This is a genomic window from Variovorax sp. YR216, assembly GCF_900107745.1.
GTDB lineage: Bacteria > Pseudomonadota > Gammaproteobacteria > Burkholderiales > Burkholderiaceae_C > Variovorax.
The window spans coordinates 204,304-221,701 of the sequence record NZ_FNRO01000002.1 but is presented as its reverse complement, the minus strand read 5'-3'; the positions used below and the strand labels follow the sequence as shown (position 1 = coordinate 221,701).

At 68.2% G+C, this 17,398-nt stretch carries 15 protein-coding genes; 9 read left to right on the top strand and 6 right to left on the bottom strand.

Annotated elements, in window-relative coordinates:
• The first annotated feature begins 22 nt into the window (after positions 1-22).
• The 3 genes from BLW05_RS05885 to BLW05_RS05875 all read left to right on the top strand — a co-directional run bounded on the left by BLW05_RS05885 (position 23) and on the right by BLW05_RS05875 (position 4,194).
• Positions 23-1,657, top strand: a complete 1,635-nt coding sequence (locus tag BLW05_RS05885) for an acyl-CoA dehydrogenase family protein (RefSeq protein WP_093161017.1) — start codon at positions 23-25, stop codon at positions 1,655-1,657.
• Between the two features lie 13 nt (positions 1,658-1,670).
• Positions 1,671-3,179: a class I adenylate-forming enzyme family protein gene (locus tag BLW05_RS05880; protein WP_093161014.1), complete on the top strand. Its 1,509-nt coding sequence runs from the start codon at positions 1,671-1,673 to the stop codon at positions 3,177-3,179.
• Between the two features lie 67 nt (positions 3,180-3,246).
• Entirely contained in the window at positions 3,247-4,194 is a 948-nt protein-coding gene (locus BLW05_RS05875; RefSeq protein WP_093161011.1) for a pseudouridine-5'-phosphate glycosidase, read from the top strand.
• Between the two features lie 62 nt (positions 4,195-4,256).
• Here the strand turns inward: BLW05_RS05875 and BLW05_RS05870 are convergent, their stop codons facing one another.
• Positions 4,257-4,454 carry a hypothetical protein gene (locus BLW05_RS05870; protein ID WP_256330062.1) on the bottom strand — a complete coding sequence of 66 codons (198 nt, stop codon included), beginning with the start codon at positions 4,452-4,454 and terminating at the stop codon, positions 4,257-4,259.
• A gap of 52 nt (positions 4,455-4,506) precedes the next feature.
• Positions 4,507-6,744 carry an NADP-dependent isocitrate dehydrogenase gene (locus BLW05_RS05865; RefSeq protein WP_093161005.1) on the bottom strand — a complete coding sequence of 746 codons (2,238 nt, stop codon included), beginning with the start codon at positions 6,742-6,744 and terminating at the stop codon, positions 4,507-4,509.
• A gap of 159 nt (positions 6,745-6,903) precedes the next feature.
• Between BLW05_RS05865 and BLW05_RS05860 the strand changes: the two genes are divergently transcribed.
• The 6 genes from BLW05_RS05860 (at position 6,904) to BLW05_RS05835 (ending at position 12,830) form a co-directional block, all read left to right on the top strand.
• Positions 6,904-7,809, top strand: a complete 906-nt coding sequence (locus BLW05_RS05860; protein WP_093161003.1) for an SDR family NAD(P)-dependent oxidoreductase — start codon at positions 6,904-6,906, stop codon at positions 7,807-7,809.
• A gap of 159 nt (positions 7,810-7,968) precedes the next feature.
• Positions 7,969-8,871, top strand: coding sequence for a LysR family transcriptional regulator (locus tag BLW05_RS05855; protein ID WP_093161000.1), 903 nt, complete (start codon positions 7,969-7,971; stop codon positions 8,869-8,871).
• An 8-nt stretch (positions 8,872-8,879) separates the two neighbouring features.
• Entirely contained in the window at positions 8,880-9,773 is an 894-nt protein-coding gene (locus BLW05_RS05850; protein ID WP_093160998.1) for a LysR family transcriptional regulator, read from the top strand.
• 110 nt (positions 9,774-9,883) lie between these two features.
• Positions 9,884-11,038, top strand: a complete 1,155-nt coding sequence (locus BLW05_RS05845; RefSeq protein WP_093160995.1) for a mandelate racemase/muconate lactonizing enzyme family protein — start codon at positions 9,884-9,886, stop codon at positions 11,036-11,038.
• 15 nt (positions 11,039-11,053) lie between these two features.
• Entirely contained in the window at positions 11,054-12,076 is a 1,023-nt protein-coding gene (locus tag BLW05_RS05840; RefSeq protein WP_256330061.1) for a Bug family tripartite tricarboxylate transporter substrate binding protein, read from the top strand.
• A 1-nt stretch (position 12,077) separates the two neighbouring features.
• On the top strand, positions 12,078-12,830 hold the full coding sequence (locus tag BLW05_RS05835) for an arylmalonate decarboxylase (protein ID WP_093160990.1): 753 nt from the start codon (positions 12,078-12,080) through the stop codon (positions 12,828-12,830).
• On the opposite strand, the gene BLW05_RS05830 is transcribed toward BLW05_RS05835, so the two are convergent.
• Genes BLW05_RS05830 through BLW05_RS05815 form a run of 4 tightly spaced genes read right to left on the bottom strand, consistent with a single transcriptional unit; the run spans position 12,790 to position 17,368 of the window.
• A complete protein-coding gene (locus BLW05_RS05830) occupies positions 12,790-13,614 on the bottom strand; it encodes an HpcH/HpaI aldolase/citrate lyase family protein (RefSeq protein ID WP_093160987.1) in 825 nt (274 codons plus the stop codon). The two genes, BLW05_RS05835 and BLW05_RS05830, sit on opposite strands and share 41 nt — an antisense overlap.
• A gap of 5 nt (positions 13,615-13,619) precedes the next feature.
• On the bottom strand, positions 13,620-14,981 hold the full coding sequence (locus BLW05_RS05825; RefSeq protein WP_093160985.1) for an MmgE/PrpD family protein: 1,362 nt from the start codon (positions 14,979-14,981) through the stop codon (positions 13,620-13,622).
• A gap of 36 nt (positions 14,982-15,017) precedes the next feature.
• Positions 15,018-16,208: a CaiB/BaiF CoA transferase family protein gene (locus BLW05_RS05820; protein WP_093160982.1), complete on the bottom strand. Its 1,191-nt coding sequence runs from the start codon at positions 16,206-16,208 to the stop codon at positions 15,018-15,020.
• A complete protein-coding gene (locus BLW05_RS05815) occupies positions 16,208-17,368 on the bottom strand; it encodes an acyl-CoA dehydrogenase family protein (RefSeq protein WP_093160980.1) in 1,161 nt (386 codons plus the stop codon). The genes BLW05_RS05820 and BLW05_RS05815 overlap by 1 nt, the downstream gene beginning before the upstream one ends.
• Positions 17,369-17,398: the final 30 nt, after the last annotated feature.

Below are 17,398 nucleotides of genomic sequence, written 5' to 3'. Positions count from 1 at the left end.
CAACCCTCCAGGGAGACACACCATGATCGGCATCCACCCGGACAACCAGGTTCCCGAACTCAAGGACTACAACGTCTACACCAGCGACCCGGCCTTGTGCCGTGCGGTCGCGCGCGGCGGGGCCGAGTGGCGCGATGCGGAACTCGTACGCCAGGGCGCCGAATACGGCAGCGAGGCCACGCTGCGCGCAGCCGAGGACGCCAATCACTACGAGCCCGAACTGCACACGCATTCGCCCACCGGCCAGCGCATCGACTTCGTGAAGTTCCATCCCGCGTGGCACACCATGATGTCGATCGCGCGTCGCAACGGCATCGCCAACCTGCCCTTCTTCGACGAGCGGCCTTCCGCGTGGACCGGCTACGGCGCATCGCTCTACATGCACAGCCAGATCGAATCCGGCTCGACCTGCCCGACGACGATGACCAAGGCGTGCATCCCGGTGATGCGCCTCAACGGCGCGCTCTATGGCGCGGTCGCATCGAAGCTGGCCGCGACCGAACACGACGAGCGTGACGTGCCGCTCGAACAGAAGCGTTCGATGACGGTCGGCATGGGCATGACCGAGAAACAGGGCGGCAGCGACGTGCGCACCAACACCACGCGCGCCGTGCCGCACGGCCAGGGTCCGTGGGGCAGCGAGTTCCTCATCACCGGCCACAAGTGGTTCTTCTCCGCGCCGATGTGCGACGGCCACCTGGTGCTCGCGAAGACGGACGAGCGCGGCTCGTCGTGCTTCTTCGTGCCGCGCTGGCGGCCGGACGGCACCAAGAACGCGATCCACATCCAGCGCCTGAAGGACAAGGTGGGCAACCGCTCCAACTCCAGCAGCGAGGTGGAGTTCAAGGAAGCCTGGGCCGTGCTGGTCGGCGAGGAAGGCCGCGGCATCCCGACCATCATCGAGATGGCGACCTACACGCGGCTCGACTGCGCGCTGTCGAGCGCCGGCTTCATCCGCCAGGCGCTCGCGCAGGCGATGCACTACACCCGCAACCGCCACGCCTTCGGCAAAGCGCTGGCCGACCAGCCGGTGATGACCGAGCTCCTCGGTGACATGGCCCTCGAATCCGAAGCCGCGACGCTGCTGGCGATGGACCTCGCATCGCACTTCGGCTCGACCGAGCCGCTCGACGTCGCGTGGCGCCGCCTGATGACGCCAGCCGCCAAGTTCTGGAACTGCAAGCGCGCCGTGGCATTGACCGGCGAGGCGATGGAAGTCTTCGGCGGCAACGGCTATGTGGAAACCGGCCCCATGGGCCGCCTGTTCCGCGAAGCGCCGGTCAACTCGATCTGGGAAGGCTCGGGCAACGTGATGAGCCTGGACGTGCTGCGCGCGGTCTCGCGCAATCCGGGCGACGTGCATCTTGTGCTCGACCATCTCCAGGACATCGCCTCGCAGGACACGACGGTGCTGGCGCAGACCCAATGGCTGCGCGACGCCATCCAGCTCCCGCCGGAGCAGCTCGAACGGCAGGCCCGCCGCTTCACGCAGCGCCTGGTGCTCGCGGCGCAGGCCTGCCTGATGCTGCAACATGCGAGCCCCGAGGCATCGGCCGCCTTCATCGGCAGCCGCTTCGATCCCGACTGGGGACCAGTGACCGGCATCAGCGCGGGCACCACCGATCCGGCCGCGCTGCTGCGCGCCGCCTGGCAGTGAGGCGCGGCGCACGATGACGGATTTCGTTTCGGTGATCGACCAGCACGCGCGCGTGCAGGCCGACAAGGAATGCCTGCGCGCCGCCGGCCGCTCCTACAGCTACGCCGAGTTCGCCGAACTCTCGCGACGCGCCGCCGCCGTTCTGCGTGCCCAGGGCGTGGGCGCGGGCGACAAGGTCGCGCTGCTGTGCTTCAACACGCCGGGCTTCGTGATCGCGATGTTCGGTGCATGGCGGCTCGGTGCCGCCGTGGTGCCGATCAACCAAAAGCTGCAGGCGCCGGAGATCGACTACATCCTCGGCCACTCGGGCAGCCGGCTCTGCGTGGTGGACGGTGCGCTCGCACCGGTTGCGCAGCGCGTCGCCCACCCGGTGACGTGGATCGCCACCGACACCGCCGCCGGCGGCCTGCCGCTGCTCGAAGAACTGCTGGAGCGGGCCGCGCCCGAGACCGACGACCTGCCCGCGCCCGCTTCCGACGCGCTGGCGCAGATCCTCTACACCTCCGGCACCACCGGCAAGCCCAAGGGCTGCCTGCACACGCACGGCAATGTGTTCTTCGCGGCGATCTGCGCGGCGGCGGGCACCGGCCTCACGCGCAACGAGCGCACGCTGATCGCGATGCCGGTGTGGCACTCGTCGCCGCTCAACAACTGGCTGCTCGGCACGCTGCTGATGGGCGGCAGCGCGGTGATGCTGCGTGAGTACGCGCCGAAGCCGTTTCTCGATGCACTCTCGCAGGAGCGCATCAGCTTCACCTTCGGCGCGCCGATCGCGTTCCTCGCGCCGCTGGCGGTCGTGCCCGACGTCAAGTCCTACGACTTCAGCGCGATGCGCATGTGGGCCTACGGCGGCGGCCCGCTCGGCGCGGACATGGCGCGCAAGCTGGCCGAGAGCTACGGCAGCGACCGTTTCGTGCAGGTCTACGGCATGACCGAATCCGGGCCGCTCGGCACGGTGCTCTACCCGGAGGAAGCCATCGCCAAGGCCGGCTCCATCGGCCGCGCGGGCGTTCCCGGCGTGGCGATCGAAGTGCGCCACGCGGACGGTCGGCGCTGCTCGGCGGGCGCGGTCGGCGAGATCCACCTGCGCTCGCCCGCCATCATGAAGGGCTACCTCGACAACCCCGAGGCCACGGCGGCGGCCTTCGATCCGCAGGGCTGGTATCGCACCGGCGATCTGGCGCGCGTCGACGAGGACGGCTTCCTGTTCGTCGTCGACCGGCTGCGCGACATGATCATCACCGGCGGAGAGAACGTCTACTCGAAGGAGGTCGAGGACGTGCTGTCGACGCACCCCGACGTGCAGGACGTGGCGGTGATCGGCCGGCCGCACCCCGAATGGGGCGAGACCGTGACGGCGGTTCTGGCCGCGAAGCCGGGCCGCACGCTCGACGCGGAGTCGCTGCGCGAATTCCTGGTCCCGAAGCTGGCCCGCTACAAGATCCCGCGCGGCTACGAGTTCGTCGATGCGCTGCCCCGCACGGCGACCGGGAAGCTGCTGAAGCACCTGCTCAGGGCCTAGCACGTCCAGGCAGCGAGGCCGCAGATTTTTTGCCCGATCGCGGCCATGGCTCTGGCATAGTGCCGCCATGGCCCTGGCCGACCTTCCTCGCTCCTGGCTCACCTTCAGCGCCCCCGTGATGGCGGCGCAGGCCGCGGGCCGGCCGCTGGTGGCGCTCGAATCGACGATCATCGCGCACGGCATGCCGTACCCGGACAACGTCCGGACCGCGCGCGAGGTGGAGGCCGTGATCCGCAGCCTCGGCGCCGAGCCGGCGACGATCGCGGTCATGCGCGGACGCATCCGCATCGGCCTGTCGGATGAAGAACTCGAGTTCCTCGGCCGTTCGGGCCAGGCGCAGAAGGTGAGCCGGCGCGACCTCCCCGCCGTCCTCGCGAATGGCCGCGTGGGCGCCACCACGGTGGCGGGCACGATGATCTGCGCCGCGCTTGCCGGCATCGAGGTCTTCGTGACCGGCGGCATCGGCGGCGTGCATCGCGGCGCGCAGGAAAGCTTCGACATCTCCGCCGACCTGCAGGAACTCGCCCGGACCTCGATCGCGGTGGTCTGCGCAGGCGCGAAGTCCATCCTCGACATCGGCCTCACGCTCGAATACCTGGAGACGCACGGCGTCCCGGTGCTCAGTTGCGAGCAGGACAACTTCGCGGCCTTCTACACGCGCGACAGCGGCTTCAGTGCGGACTACCGGCTGGACGATCCGGCCGAACAGGCCCGGCTCATCCGCACCAAATGGGACCTCGGCCTCGCCGGCGGCGTGGTGCTGAGCGTGCCGGTGCCCGAGTCCGCGGAAATGTCCGTCGGGGAGATCGACGCGCTGCAGCGGCAGGCGCTCGCCGAGGCGGGTGCGCAGGGCATCACCGGCAAGGCCATCACACCTTTCGTGCTGGCACGCATCAGGGAGCTGTCGGGCGACCGAAGCCTGGCCACGAACATTGCACTGGTGAAGCACAACGCGGCGGTCGGCGCGCGTCTCGCGCTGGCGCTGGCGCACACCCGGCGCGGGTCCAGAGCCTGACCGCGATCCACGGGCGCCTCGAAGGCGACCCGCGAGGTGTGACTTTCCTGGCGGCCGCCGCGTCAGTCGCAGCGGAAGGTGACTTCGCCGGCCGGCACGCCCGGCCCCTTGAAGACGAGGAAGCGCATCGGTGCGCCGAAGTTGCGGCAGTAGGCCTCGGCTTCCTGCGCAGTCGGCGACTTGAGGACGCCATCGCCGAGCATCGTGACCCGCGGCGCCGGGCGGGACGCGCATCCCGCGACCGCGCCGGCCAGGATCACCGCGGACAGGACGGCGAGCTACCGCACCCCGTCCGCAGCCCTCGCCTTGCGCTCAGGCATTCGCCGCTGCGAGAGCGGCGTTCAGGGTCGCGCTCGGACGCATCACGGCTTCCAGTTTCTTCGTGTCCGGCAGGTAGTAGCCGCCGATGTCCACCGGTTTGCCCTGCACCGCAGCCAGTTCGCCGACGATCTTCTGCTCGTCCTTGGCCAACGCTGCGGCCAAGGGAGCGAAATGCGCCGCCAGATCCTTGTCCTCGGTCTGTGTGGCGAGTTCTTCCGCCCAGTACTTGGCCAGGTAGAACTGGCTGCCGCGGTTGTCCAGCTCGCCGGTGCGCGGCGACGGGGACTTGTTGTTGTCCAGCAGCTTGCCGGTGGCCGCATCGAGCGTCTTGGCAAGAAGCTTGGCCTTGGCGTTGCCGGTCTTGATGCCGAGGTCTTCCAGCGACACCGCGAGAGCAAGGAACTCGCCGAGCGAATCCCAGCGCAGGTGGTTCTCCTCGACCAGCTGCTGGACGTGCTTGGGTGCCGAGCCGCCGGCACCGGTTTCGTACATGCCACCGCCAGCCATCAGCGGAACCACCGAGAGCATCTTCGCGCTGGTGCCGAGCTCCATGATCGGGAACAGGTCGGTCAGGTAATCGCGCAGGATGTTGCCGGTCGCCGAGATGGTGTCCATGCCGCGCACCACGCGTTCCAGCGTGTAGCGCATCGCACGCACCTGGCTCATGATCTGGATGTCCAGGCCCGTGGTGTCGTGCTCGTGCAGGTACATCTTGACCTTGGTGATGAGCTGCGCCTCGTGCGGGCGGTAGGCGTCGAGCCAGAACACCACCGGCATGCCGGAGTTGCGCGCACGCGTGACGGCCAGCTTGACCCAGTCGCGGATGGCGGCGTCCTTGACCTGGCACATGCGCCAGATGTCGCCCTGCTCGACGTCCTGGCTCATCAGCACCTCGCCGGTCGCGAGGTCGGTGATGTTGGCCACGCCGTCCTCGGGAATCTCGAAGGTCTTGTCGTGCGAGCCGTATTCCTCGGCCTGCTGCGCCATCAGGCCGACGTTGGGCACGGTGCCCATGGTCTTCGGGTCGAAGGCGCCGTGCCACTTGCAGAAGTTGATCATCTCCTGGTAGATGCGGGCGAAGGTGCTCTCGGGCATCACGGCCTTGACGTCCTTCAGGCGGCCGTCGGCGCCCCACATCTTGCCGCCGTTGCGGATCATGGCGGGCATCGACGCATCGACGATCACGTCGTTGGGCGAGTGGAAGTTGGTGATGCCCTTGGCCGAGTCGACCATCGCCAGCTCGGGGCGGTGCTCGTGGCAGGCGTGCAGATCACGCTTGATCTCGTCCTGCTTGCTCTGGGGCAGCGTGGCGATCTTGTTGTAGAGATCGACCATGCCGTTGTTGACGTTGATGCCCAGTTCGTCGAACAGCTTGCCGTGCTTGGCGAAGGCGTCCCGATAGAAGATCTTGACGCAATGGCCGAACACGATCGGGTGCGAGACCTTCATCATGGTGGCCTTGACGTGCAGCGAGAACATCACGCCGGTCTTGCGGGCGTCCTCGATCTGCTGCTCGTAGAAGTCCAGCAGCGCCTTCTTGCTCATGAACATGCTGTCGATGACCTCGCGATCCTGCAGCGCGACCTTCGGCTTGAGCACGATGGTCTTGCCGCTCTTGGTGATCAGCTCCATCTTGACGTCGCGGGCGCGGTCCAGCGTCATCGACTTTTCGCCGTGATAGAAGTCGCCGTGGTGCATGTGCGAAACGTGGCTGCGCGAGGCCTGGCTCCAGTCGGCCATGCTGTGCGGGTTCTTGCGCGCGTATTCCTTCACCGCCTTGGGCGCGCGGCGGTCCGAATTGCCCTCGCGCAGCACCGGGTTCACCGCGCTGCCGGTGCACTTGTTGTAGCGCGCGCGGATGTCCTTTTCTTCCGCCGTCTGGGGGTTCTCGGGGAAATCGGGAATCTTGTAGCCCTTGTCCTGCAGTTCCTTGATGCCGGCCTTGAGCTGGGCCACCGAGGCGCTGATGTTGGGCAGCTTGATGATGTTGGCTTCGGGCTTGAGGGTCAGACGGCCCAGTTCGGCGAGGTTGTCCGGCACCTTCTGCTCATCGGTCAGGCACTCCGGGAAACTCCCCAGGATCCGCGCCGCCACGGAAATGTCGCTGGTGGCGACATCGATGCCGGCCGGCGCCGCGAACGTCCGGATGATCGGCAGGAACGCGGCGGTCGCCAGGTAGGGAGCTTCGTCGGTGAGCGTGTAGATGATGGAGGATTGGGTCGTGCTCATGCGCTTACTTTCGTGATACTGGAATGTCCGAACCGCGGGTAACCGGTTCGCCCAACCCGCGATTGTCGCCGAACGCCCTCTTTCGGAATGGCGAACCGCCGCAATTCCCTCCATGGCATTCTGGCGGGGTCGTCAAGCAGCAATTTCTGGAGCATTCCGATGGTTGAAGGAAAAGTCGTGGTCGTCACCGGCGCGGGTGGCGGCATCGGTCGGGACATCGCGCTCGCCATGGCGAGCCACGGCGCGCGGGTGGTGGTCAACGACATCGGCGCCGCCGTCGACGGCGAAGGCCGCAGCGCCGGCCCGGCGCAGCAGGTGGTCGACGAGATCCACGCCCTGGGCGGCGAGGCGGTGCCCAGCACCGACAGCGTGGCCGACGCCGCCAGCGCCGCGAAGATCGTCCAGTGCGCGGTCGACCACTTCGGCCGCATCGACGCGGTGGTCAACAACGCCGGCATCCTGCGCGACCGGTTCTTCCACAAGATGTCGGTGGACGAATGGGACGCGGTCATCAAGGTGCACCTCTACGGTGCGTACTTCGTGAGCCGCGCCGCCGCCACCTTCTTCAAGGAACAGAACTCGGGCGCGATGGTGCACATGACCTCGACCTCGGGGCTGATCGGCAACTTCGGGCAGGCCAACTACTCGGCCGCCAAGCTGGGCATCGTGGCGCTGTCGAAGTCCATTGCGCTGGACATGCTGAAGTTCAACGTGCGGTCCAACTGCATCGCGCCCTTCGCCTGGAGCCGGATGATCGGCGCCATCCCCACCGACACGGACGAGCAGAAGGCCCGCGTCGCCAGGATCCAGCAGATGACGCCGGCCAAGATCGCGCCGCTGGCGGTGTACCTCGCCAGCGATGCCGCGAGGGAAGTCAACGGCCAGATCTTCTCGGTCCGCAACAACGAGATCTCGCTGATCAGCCAGCCGCGGCCGGTCCGGACCATCCACCGGTCCGAAGGCTGGACGCCGCAGACGATCGCGGAACACGCAATGCCGGCGATGCGGGCGAATTTCTACCCACTCGACCGCTCGGCAGACGTTTTCAGCTGGGATCCGGTATAGGCTCGCCCCCAGCCTCGCCCACTCCGTGTGGCTCTGCACCCCCGACCGGGGGCAACACCGGCGGCCCGGCAAAGCCGGTTCCGCGGTGTTTCGCGAAGGGTCCCGGCTTCGCGGGACAATCGGGCATTCTCCAGCCGCGCGTGACCGCGCCCTCGTCGCTTGAACCTGCATTTCGACCTTTTCGATCTCAAGCTGTTCGCCTATGTGGCGGACGCTCGGAGCCTCACGCGCGGCGCCGACAAGGCGTGCATCTCGCTCGCGGCCGCTTCCACGCGGATCAAGCAGATGGAAGAGGCGGTCGGCGGCAAACTGCTGCACCGCAACGCACAGGGCGTGAGCCTGACCGCTGCGGGCGAGGCGCTGCTCTACCACGCCAAGCGCGTCATGCAGCAGATGGAGCACCTGCGCATCGACATGCAGGACTTCGGCAAGGGCATCAAGGGGCATGTGCGGGTGTTCGCCAACACCACTTCGATCACCGAATACCTGCCGGAGAAGCTCGCCGGCTTCCTCACGCAGCACCCGGCCGTCCAGGTGGACCTGCGCGAATACCTCAGCGAGGAGATCGTGCGTTCGGTCGCCGACGGCAGCGCGGACCTCGGCATCCTCGCCGGCGACGTGCACACCGGCGACTTCGACGCCCGCCCCTTCGGGCGCAACCAGCTCGTGCTGGTGGTGCCGAACACCCACCACCTCGCGGGCGCGGGCGCGGTGTCCTTCGTCGACACGCTCGAAGAGCAGCACGTCGGCCTGCACCACGGCAGCGCGATCCACCGCTTCCTGTTGCTGAAGGCCGAACTCGCCGGCCGCGGGTACAGCCCGCGCATCCAGGTCGGCAGCTTCGAGGCCATCTGCCTGATGATCGAGGCCGGGGTGGGCGTCGGCGTGCTGCCCGCTTCATCCGCCCGGCGCCATGCGCGTTCGATGCGGATCGGCATCGTGCCGCTGGCCGATGCCTGGGCCGAGCGAGAACTGAAGATCGTCGCGCGCAATCGCGAGCAGCTGCCCGCATCGGCGCGAGAGCTGTTCGACTATCTGTCGCAGCAGCCACGCCCGGCGTAAGCGGCACGATGTCGGCCGATCTCCGATCTTTGCGCCTGTTCGTCGCCGTGGCAGAGCACGGCAGCATCAGCGAAGGCGCCAAGCGCTGCCACATCGCCCTGGCGGCGGCCAGCAAGCGGATGTCCGACCTGGAGGCACGAGCGCGCCTGCCCCTGCTGGTGCGCCATGCGCGCGGTGTCGCGCTGACGTCGGCCGGCCACGGATTCCTGCTGCATGCGCGCGCCGTGCTGTCGGCCATGGACCGGCTCGACGCGGAGCTCGACGACTTCCAGCACGGCGTGACCGGCGTGGTCAGCATCACGGCCAACGCGTCGGCCATCGCGCAGTTCCTGCCGGACCAGATCGGCTCCTTTCTCAGGCTGCATCCGGTGCTCAAGATCGACCTTCAGGAGCGCGCGAGCACCGAAGTCGTCAAGGCGGTGAGTGCGGGCCTGGCCGACATCGGGGTGATCGAGGGCCACACGCCGGCACAGGGACTGGAATGCCTGCCGTACCGCAGCGATGAACTCGCGGTGGTGGTCGGGCGCGACCATCCGCTGGCGCGGCGCAAGCGCATCGGCGTGCCGGAACTCCTGCGCCACGACCATATCGTGGTGCGCGAAGGCACGGCATTGCACCGCGTGCTGCTCGCCGCTGCGCAGGAAGCGCAGGCGCCGCTCAAGGTGCGCATGCAGGTCGGCAGTTTCGACATGGTGTGCCGCATGGTCGAACAGGGCGTGGGCATCGGCGTGCTTCCGTTCGCGGCGATCCTGCCGCAGCTGCAGGTGCTGCGCCTGCGCTGCCTCCGGCTCGATGCGCCCTGGGCCTCGCGGCGCCACCTTCTGTGCGTGCGACGCGAGCAGGATCTGACCGCCGCCGCGCGGTCGGTGCTGGAGCATCTGCGCAGCCCGGATGGCGCCTGACCCCGCGCGAGCCTTCGCGCCCGGCGAAGGCTCGCGATGACCACAAACGAATTGTTCTCCCTGGGCGGCGCGTCAAGAATCGGCGCGACAACCATTCAAAGGAGACATTCTTGAAGATCATCCGCGTCAGCGCCACGCCGCTGAACGTCCCGGTCACCATCGACGTGCTGGGCCTCGACAAGCAGACCTCGCTCTCGCTGTGCCTGACCGAGATCGAAACCGACACCGGCCTGGTCGGCCACGGCATGACCGCCATCACCGAGGAGGAGATCATTGCCGCCGCGGTGCGCGAAGTGGCCGCGCCGGCGCTGCTCGGCGAGGACCCGATGGCCACCGAGCGGCTCTGGGACAAGCTCTACTGGCTGCTGTCGCCGCGCGGCCAGACCGGCTATGCGAGCCACACCATCGCGGCGCTCGACATCGCCCTGTGGGACCTCAAGGCCAAGGCACTGGGCCAGCCGCTGTGGCGCCTGCTCGGCGGCGCGCGGGCACGGGTGCCGGTCTATGCCACCTTCGGCTTCGGCTTCTTCGAGCGCGACCAGCTCGCCGAGGCCGCGAAGCTGTGGGTGTCGCAGGGATTCCAGCGGTTGAAGATGACGGTGGGCGGCCATGCGCTGGCGCGACGCGACGAACCCCGGCCGATCGACGAAGTCATCGACGAGGACGTCCGGCGCGTGGCCGCGGTCCGCGAGGCGGTCGGCCCCGATGTGAAGCTCTACGTGGATGCCAACTGCGGCCTCGACCTGTTCCATGCGAGCGACCTTGCGCGGCGCATCGAGCCGTACGGCATCAGCTTCTTCGAGGAGCCGCTCACGCAGAACGACGTGCGCCAGATGGCGGAGCTGCGCCGGCGCACCCGGATTCCGCTCGCCTGCGGCCAGAACGAAGGCCTGGCGTTCCGATTCCGCGACCTGCTGGTCCACCAGGCGGCCGACGTGCTGCAACCCAACGTGACGATCTCCGGTGGCTATTCGCAGTGCCTGAAGATCGCCGGCATGGCCCAGGCCTTCAACGTGCCGATCGACAACGGTGGCGCCTGGCCCTTCCACAACATGCACCTGCATGCGGGCGTCGCCAATGGCGGCCTGGTCGAATATCACTACGTGGCGGTGCAGATGCTGCGGCAGATCTTCGACGGGCTGCCGGTGCCCGAGCAGGGATGGCTCACCTTGCCCGAAACGCCGGGGCTGGGCTTTGCCCCGAACCCGGATCGCGTACGCGAACTCGCGAAGCTGCCCACATCCCACGGCAAGGGCAAAGCCTGAAATCACGGAGACACGATGGAGACAACAACACCCTTCGCCACGATGAAACAGCCTCGCCGGCGGGCGGTCTGCGCCGCGGCCGTCGCGCTCGCACTCGGCACGGCCGCCGCACTCGCAGCGCCGGCCGCCTGGGCCCAGAAATACCCTGAAAGACCCATCCGCCTCATGGTCGGCTATTCGGCCGGCGGCGGCGTGGATGCCGCGGCCCGCCTGCTGGGCGCCCGCCTGTCGACCGCTTTGGGCCAGCAGGTGGTGGTCGAGAACCGCACCGGCGCGACCGGCCTGATCGCGGCCGACGTGGTCGCCAAGGCCGCGCCCGACGGCTACACGCTGATGCTGGGCGACAGTGCCTTGCTGATTGCCAAGCTGCTGCAGCCGAAGATCGCGATCGATCCGCTGACCAGCTTCAAGCCGGTGGCGGGCGCGTTCGTCTCGCCGCTGATGATCGTGACCGGCAACGACTTCCCAGCGCGCACGCCGAAGGACTTCATCGCCGAGCTCAAGGCCCATCCGGGCCGCTACTCGTTCGCGACCTCGGGCGTCGGCACGGTGCAGCACCTGGGATTCGAAATGCTCAAGCAGCGCACCGGCAGCTTCGTGCTGCACGTGCCGTACCGCGGGGCCGCCCAGATCGTGCCGGACGTGGTCGGCGGCCAGGTGCCGATCGGCGTGGTCAGCGCCACGGCCGGCATGGCGCAGGCCAAGGCCGGCAAGCTGCGCGCGGTGGCGCTGATGAACACGACCAGGCTCGAAGGCGCGGAAGACGTCGCGCCGCTGTCCGATGCGCTGCCTGGCTTCGATGTCGCGCCGCGCCTCTTCGTACTCGCGCCCGCCGGCACGCCCGACGACATCGTCGAGCGGCTTTCGGCCGCAGTGAAAAACGTGCTCGACACGCCCGAGGCCGCCGGCGCCGCGGCCGCTCAGGGCATGCTGCGGGCCTACGCCGGTCCGGCGCAGTTGCGCAGCGCCCTGAACGACGAAACGGCCCGCTGGAAAGGCATCATCGCCGACCAGCGCATCGTCGCGGAGGGCAACTGACATGGCACAGCCTCATCTGGGCCTGATCGTGCCGCCGGCCGCCGGCGCGGTCCCGGTGGACGGCCCGCTGCTCTACGGCGATCGCATCCGCTTCAGCGCGCGCGGACTGGGCCTCGGCGAGATCTCCACGCGCGGCTATGTCGAAGTCATCGACGCGGTGATCGGCAAGGCGCGCGAACTGGCAGCGGAGGGGGTCGAGGCCGTCTCGCTGATGGGCACCTCGCTGAGCTTCTTCCGCGGCGCCGCATTCAACCGCGAACTGCAGGCCGAACTGACCCGGGCCACGGGCCTGCCCAGCAGCACGATGAGCGACGCCATCGTCAACGGCCTCGCCAGCCTCGGCGTCAAGCGGGTGGCGGTCGCGACCGCCTACATCGACGAGGTCAACCGGCTGCTGCGCCGCTACCTCGACGACAGCGGCTTCGAGCCGCTGGCCATCCATGGCCTTTCGATCTCCGACGTGCAGGCGGTCGCGGCCGTGCCCACCGAGGTGCTGGTGGACCTTTGCAGGACGGTCTTCAAGGCAAGCCCCGGCGCGGACGGCATCCTCATCTCATGCGGCGGACTGGTCACGCTCGACGCCGTGCGGCAGGTCGAAGCCGAACTGGGCGCTCCCGTGGTGTCGAGCTCACCCGCCGGGTTCTGGGACCTGGTGCGCTGTGCCGGGCTGGACCCGCGCGCACCCGGGCACGGACGCCTGTTCGCGCAAGACGTCAGCGCCGTTCGGCCGCACGCAGCAGCGCCTCTGCCTTGAGCACCACCGGCCGGTCGACCATCTTGCCGTCGACCGCAACCGGTGCGCCGCCGCTCGCCGCATCGGCCTCGATCACGTGGCGCGCCCAGTCGACCTGCGCCTGGGTTGGCGAGAAGCCCTGGTTCACCATCGCGACCTGTTTCGGATGGATGCACAGCTTGGCGCCAAAGCCAAGCCGCCGTGCCTGCAGCGCGTCGGCCTCGACGCGCGCTGGATCGTCGATCGACGTGCTCACGCCATCCACCGGTGGCTGGATGCCGGCCACGCGCGAGGCCAGCACCATCCGCGAGCGGAAGTAAAGCAGCTCCAGACCATCGCCTTCGATGTCGAGATCGGCCTGGAAATCGATGGTGCCGAACACAAGCCGCTGAACGCCGGGCGCGGCGGCGATCTCTTCGAGCCGCGCCATGCCGCGCGCGGTCTCGACCAGCGGCAGCAGCGCGACCGTGGGCAGCTTCGCCGCGATGGCGCGCAGCACGGCCGGGTCTTCGGACTTGGGGAGCATCAGCGCATCGACGCCCGCATTCGCGCACACGGCGAGGTCATCCGCGTGCCAGGGCGTGTCCGCGCCGTTCACGCGGATCGCGAGCTGCGGTCCCGCACCGCCCCCGGCGCGGCCGGCCAGCCACAGCGCAACCTGCGCGCGGGCTTCGTCCTTGCGGTCGAGCGGCACCGCGTCTTCCAGGTCGAGCACGATCGCATCCGCGCCACTCTGGCACGCCTTGTCGAAACGCGTGCCCTGATGGCCGGGCACGAAAAGGAGGCTGCGGACGGTCGAGGCCATGTCCGTCACCCCAGCAGGCGGCCGATGCGCGCCTCGCCCGCAAGATTCCAGATCCTGGCGCACGCAGCCTTCGCCTCGTCCGCCGTCGCGCTCTCGCCGTACTGCGTGAGGCGCTGCATCTTGTCCTCGATCTCCGCGCGGCTCAGCGTATTGCCCGGATCGCCCTTGGGTTCGTCGACGCGGCCCGAGAAGGTGCGTCCGTCGGCCGTGGTCACGCTGACCTTGCCGATCCAGCGCGCCGGGTAGGCGGTGTCGACCTCGTGGTCAAGCTCCATCATCACCTTGTCGCGGAAGGCGGCAACCTCGGGTGCGAGGAAGTCGCGATCGAATTCGGTGAGGCCTGCGCGGCCGTGCACCGCGATCAGCCCCAGCACCGTGCCCATCGAGAACTTGGCCTGATGCACCGTCGCCGGCACCACGACGCGGCCGAGCACATCGATCGCGCCCTGATGCACATGCGTGACCACGCGCGCGACGTCGCCGGCCTTGAGCTTGTTCTGCTGCATGACCTGCAGCAGCGCATCGGCGGCCGGGTGCGTGTGGCGGCACGAGGCGTGGAACTTGAACGAGGTCTCGGCCAACGTCCAGCGCGTGCCGAGGCCATCGGTGAGCTTCGCGGGATCTGCATCGGTCGACATGCCAACGCCCAGCCCCTGCGCGCCTTCGAGCACGTGCGCGGCGCCGGTGAAGCCGTCCTTGGCGAGGTAGGCCGACATCAGGCCCGCTGCCGAGGCGTGCGCGCAGTGCAATTGCTTGGAGTCGGCCGCATCGCGCAGGAATTCCCACACGCCCGCGGACTGCGTGCCGGCGGAGCCGAACGCGTGCAGCATCTGCGCCGGCGTGAGATCGAGCAGCCGGCCTACCGCGGCCGCAGCCGCGAGCGTGCCGGCCGTCGAAGTGGTGTGGAAGGTCCGGTAGTGCGAGCGCCCGAGGAACTCGCCGACACGGATGCCGACCTCATAGCCCGCAACCACCGCCGTCAACAGCTGCTTGCCGCTCGCACCCACCGCCTGCGCCACCGCCAGCGCAGGCGCAAAGACCACCGCCGCCGGATGAAACACCGAGCCGTTGTGCACGTCGTCCTGCTCGACATAGTGCGAAGCCGCCGCATTGACGAGCGCCGCGAAGACAGGCGACGTGGTGCGACCCGAGATCAGCACCTCGCTCGGCCCCTCGGCCGGCCCCATCATCTCGGCGAAGCGCTGGATGCTGCGCACCGGCCGCGCCGAACGCGCGGCAAGCACGGAGCCCAGCCAGTCGAGCATCAGGTCTTCGGCGCGGCGCACGACCGCATCGGGAATGCGCTCGAACGACAGTTCGGCGGCGAAGGTGGCGAGCGTCTGGCTCGGGTGGTTGGATGTGCTCATGGCTGAATTGCTGGAAGTCGGTTGATGGTCATTGCCTCACACTGCGCCGTCCGCACGCAGCGCGGCGATGGTGTCCTCGTCATAGCCGCATTGCGCCAGGATCGCGTCAGTGTGCTGACCCAGCGTGGGCACCGCATCCATGCGCGCATGCCATTCACGCGGCACGCCGGGCGGCTGCAGCGCGGGAATCGGCCCCGCACCGGTGTTCACCTCGGTCCACCGCTCGCGCGCCTTCAACTGCGGGTGGTTCCACACGTCGTGCATCGTGTTGACCTGCGCGGTCGCGATCTGCGCGTCGTCGAGGCGCTTCATGATCTGCGCCGCGGTGAACGGCGAGAAGGCCCGCACGATGATCTCGCGAAGCGCGTCGCGCGATGCGGTGCGCTTCGTGTTCGATGCAAAGCGTTCGTCGGTCGCAAGGCCCGGCTGCTCCAGCACCCTGTTGCAGAACACCTGCCATTCGCGCTCGTTCTGCAGGCCGAGCATCACCAGCTTGCCGTCGCCCGCCGGGAACGGCCCGTAGGGATAGATCGTCGCGTGCGCCGCACCCGCACGCGGCGGCGGGTCGGCGCCTTCGAAGGCGTAGTACAGCGGGAAGCTCATCCACTCGACCATGCTCTCCAGCATCGACACATCGATGCGGCAGCCCTTGCCCGTCTTGCCGCGCTGCAGCAGCGCCGCGAGGATGTTGGAGTAGGCGTACATGCCCGCGGAGATGTCCGCGATCGAGCAGCCGGCCTTCGCCATGTCCTGCGGCGTACCGGTGACCGAGAGGAAGCCCGACTCGCTCTGGATGAGCAGGTCGTAGGCCTTGCTGTCGCGGTACGGGCCGGGCTTGTCCGCATCGTCGCCGTAGCCCGAGATGTCGCACACGATCAGCCCCGGATGCTTGGGCGACAGCGCCTCGAACGACAGCCCGAGCCGAGCCGCCGCGCCCGGCGCGAGGTTCTGCACCAGCACGTCGGCTTCGGCCACGAGCCGCTGGAGAATCTCCTGCCCCTTCGGATGCTTCACGTCGAGCGTGAGGCTTTCCTTCGAGCGATTGGTCCACACGAAGTGCGACGCGAGCCCGTGCACGCGCTGGTCGTAGGCACGCGCGAAGTCGCCGCTGCCCGGCCGCTCGACCTTGATGACGCGGGCGCCGAGGTCGGCAAGTTGCCGCGTGCAGAAAGGCGCGGCGATCGCATGCTCGAGCGTGAGGACGGTGATGCCTTCGAGCGGGCGCATCAGAAGCTCCTCGGCATGCCCAGCATGTGCTCGGCGACGTAGCTCAGGATGAGGTTGGTCGAGATCGGCGCCACCTGGTACAGCCGAGTCTCGCGGAACTTGCGCTCCACGTCGTATTCGCACGCAAAGCCGAAGCCGCCGTGGAACTGCAGGCAGGCGTTGGCCGCCTCCCACGAAGCCTTGGCCGCGAGGTACTTCGCCATGTTGGCCTGCGCGCCGCAGGGCTCGTGCGCATCGAAGAGGCGGCAGGCCTCGTAGCGCATGAGGTTCGCGGCCTCGACTTCGATGAAGGCCTCTGCGATCGGGAACTGCACGCCCTGGTTCTGCCCGATCGGCCGGCCGAACACCACGCGCTCCTTGGTGTACGCGGTGACCTTGTCGATGAACCAGTAGCCATCGCCGATGCACTCGGCCGCGATCAGCGTGCGCTCGGCGTTCAACCCGTCGAGGATGTACTTGAAGCCCTGCCCTTCCTCGCCGATGAGGTTCTCGGCCGGGATCTCCAGGTTCTCGAAGAACAGCTCGTTCGTCTCGTGGTTGACCATGTTGAGGATCGGCCGCACCGTGAGCCCGTTGCCGATGGCCTCGCGCAGGTCGACGATGAAGATCGACATGCCCTCGGACTTCTTCTTGACCTCCGCCAGCGGCGTGGTGCGCGCCAGCAGGATCATCAGGTCGGAGTGCTGGATTCGGGAGATCCATACCTTCTGCCCGTTGATGACGTAGCGGTCACCCTTCTTCACCGCGGTGGTCTTGATCTTGGTGGTGTCGGTGCCAGTCGAAGGCTCGGTCACGCCCATCGACTGCAGGCGCAGATCGCCGGTCGCGATCTTCGGCAGGTACTTTCGCTTCTGCTCTTCGGAGCCATGACGCAGCAACGTGCCCATGTTGTACATCTGGCCGTGGCAGGCGCCGGAGTTGCCGCCGGCGCGATTGATCTCTTCCATGATCACCGACGCTTCGGTCAGCCCGAGGCCCGAACCGCCGTACTCCTGCGGGATGAGCGCGGCCATCCAGCCGGCCTTGGTCAGCGCATCGACGAACTCGGCCGGGTAGGCCCGCTGCTCGTCGATCTTGCGGAAGTACTCGTTGGGGAACTGCGCGCACAGGTCGCGCACCGCGTCGCGGATGTCATGGAAACGCTGGTTGGATTGGCTCATGGTGGTCGTGAATGAATCGTTGTCGGTCCA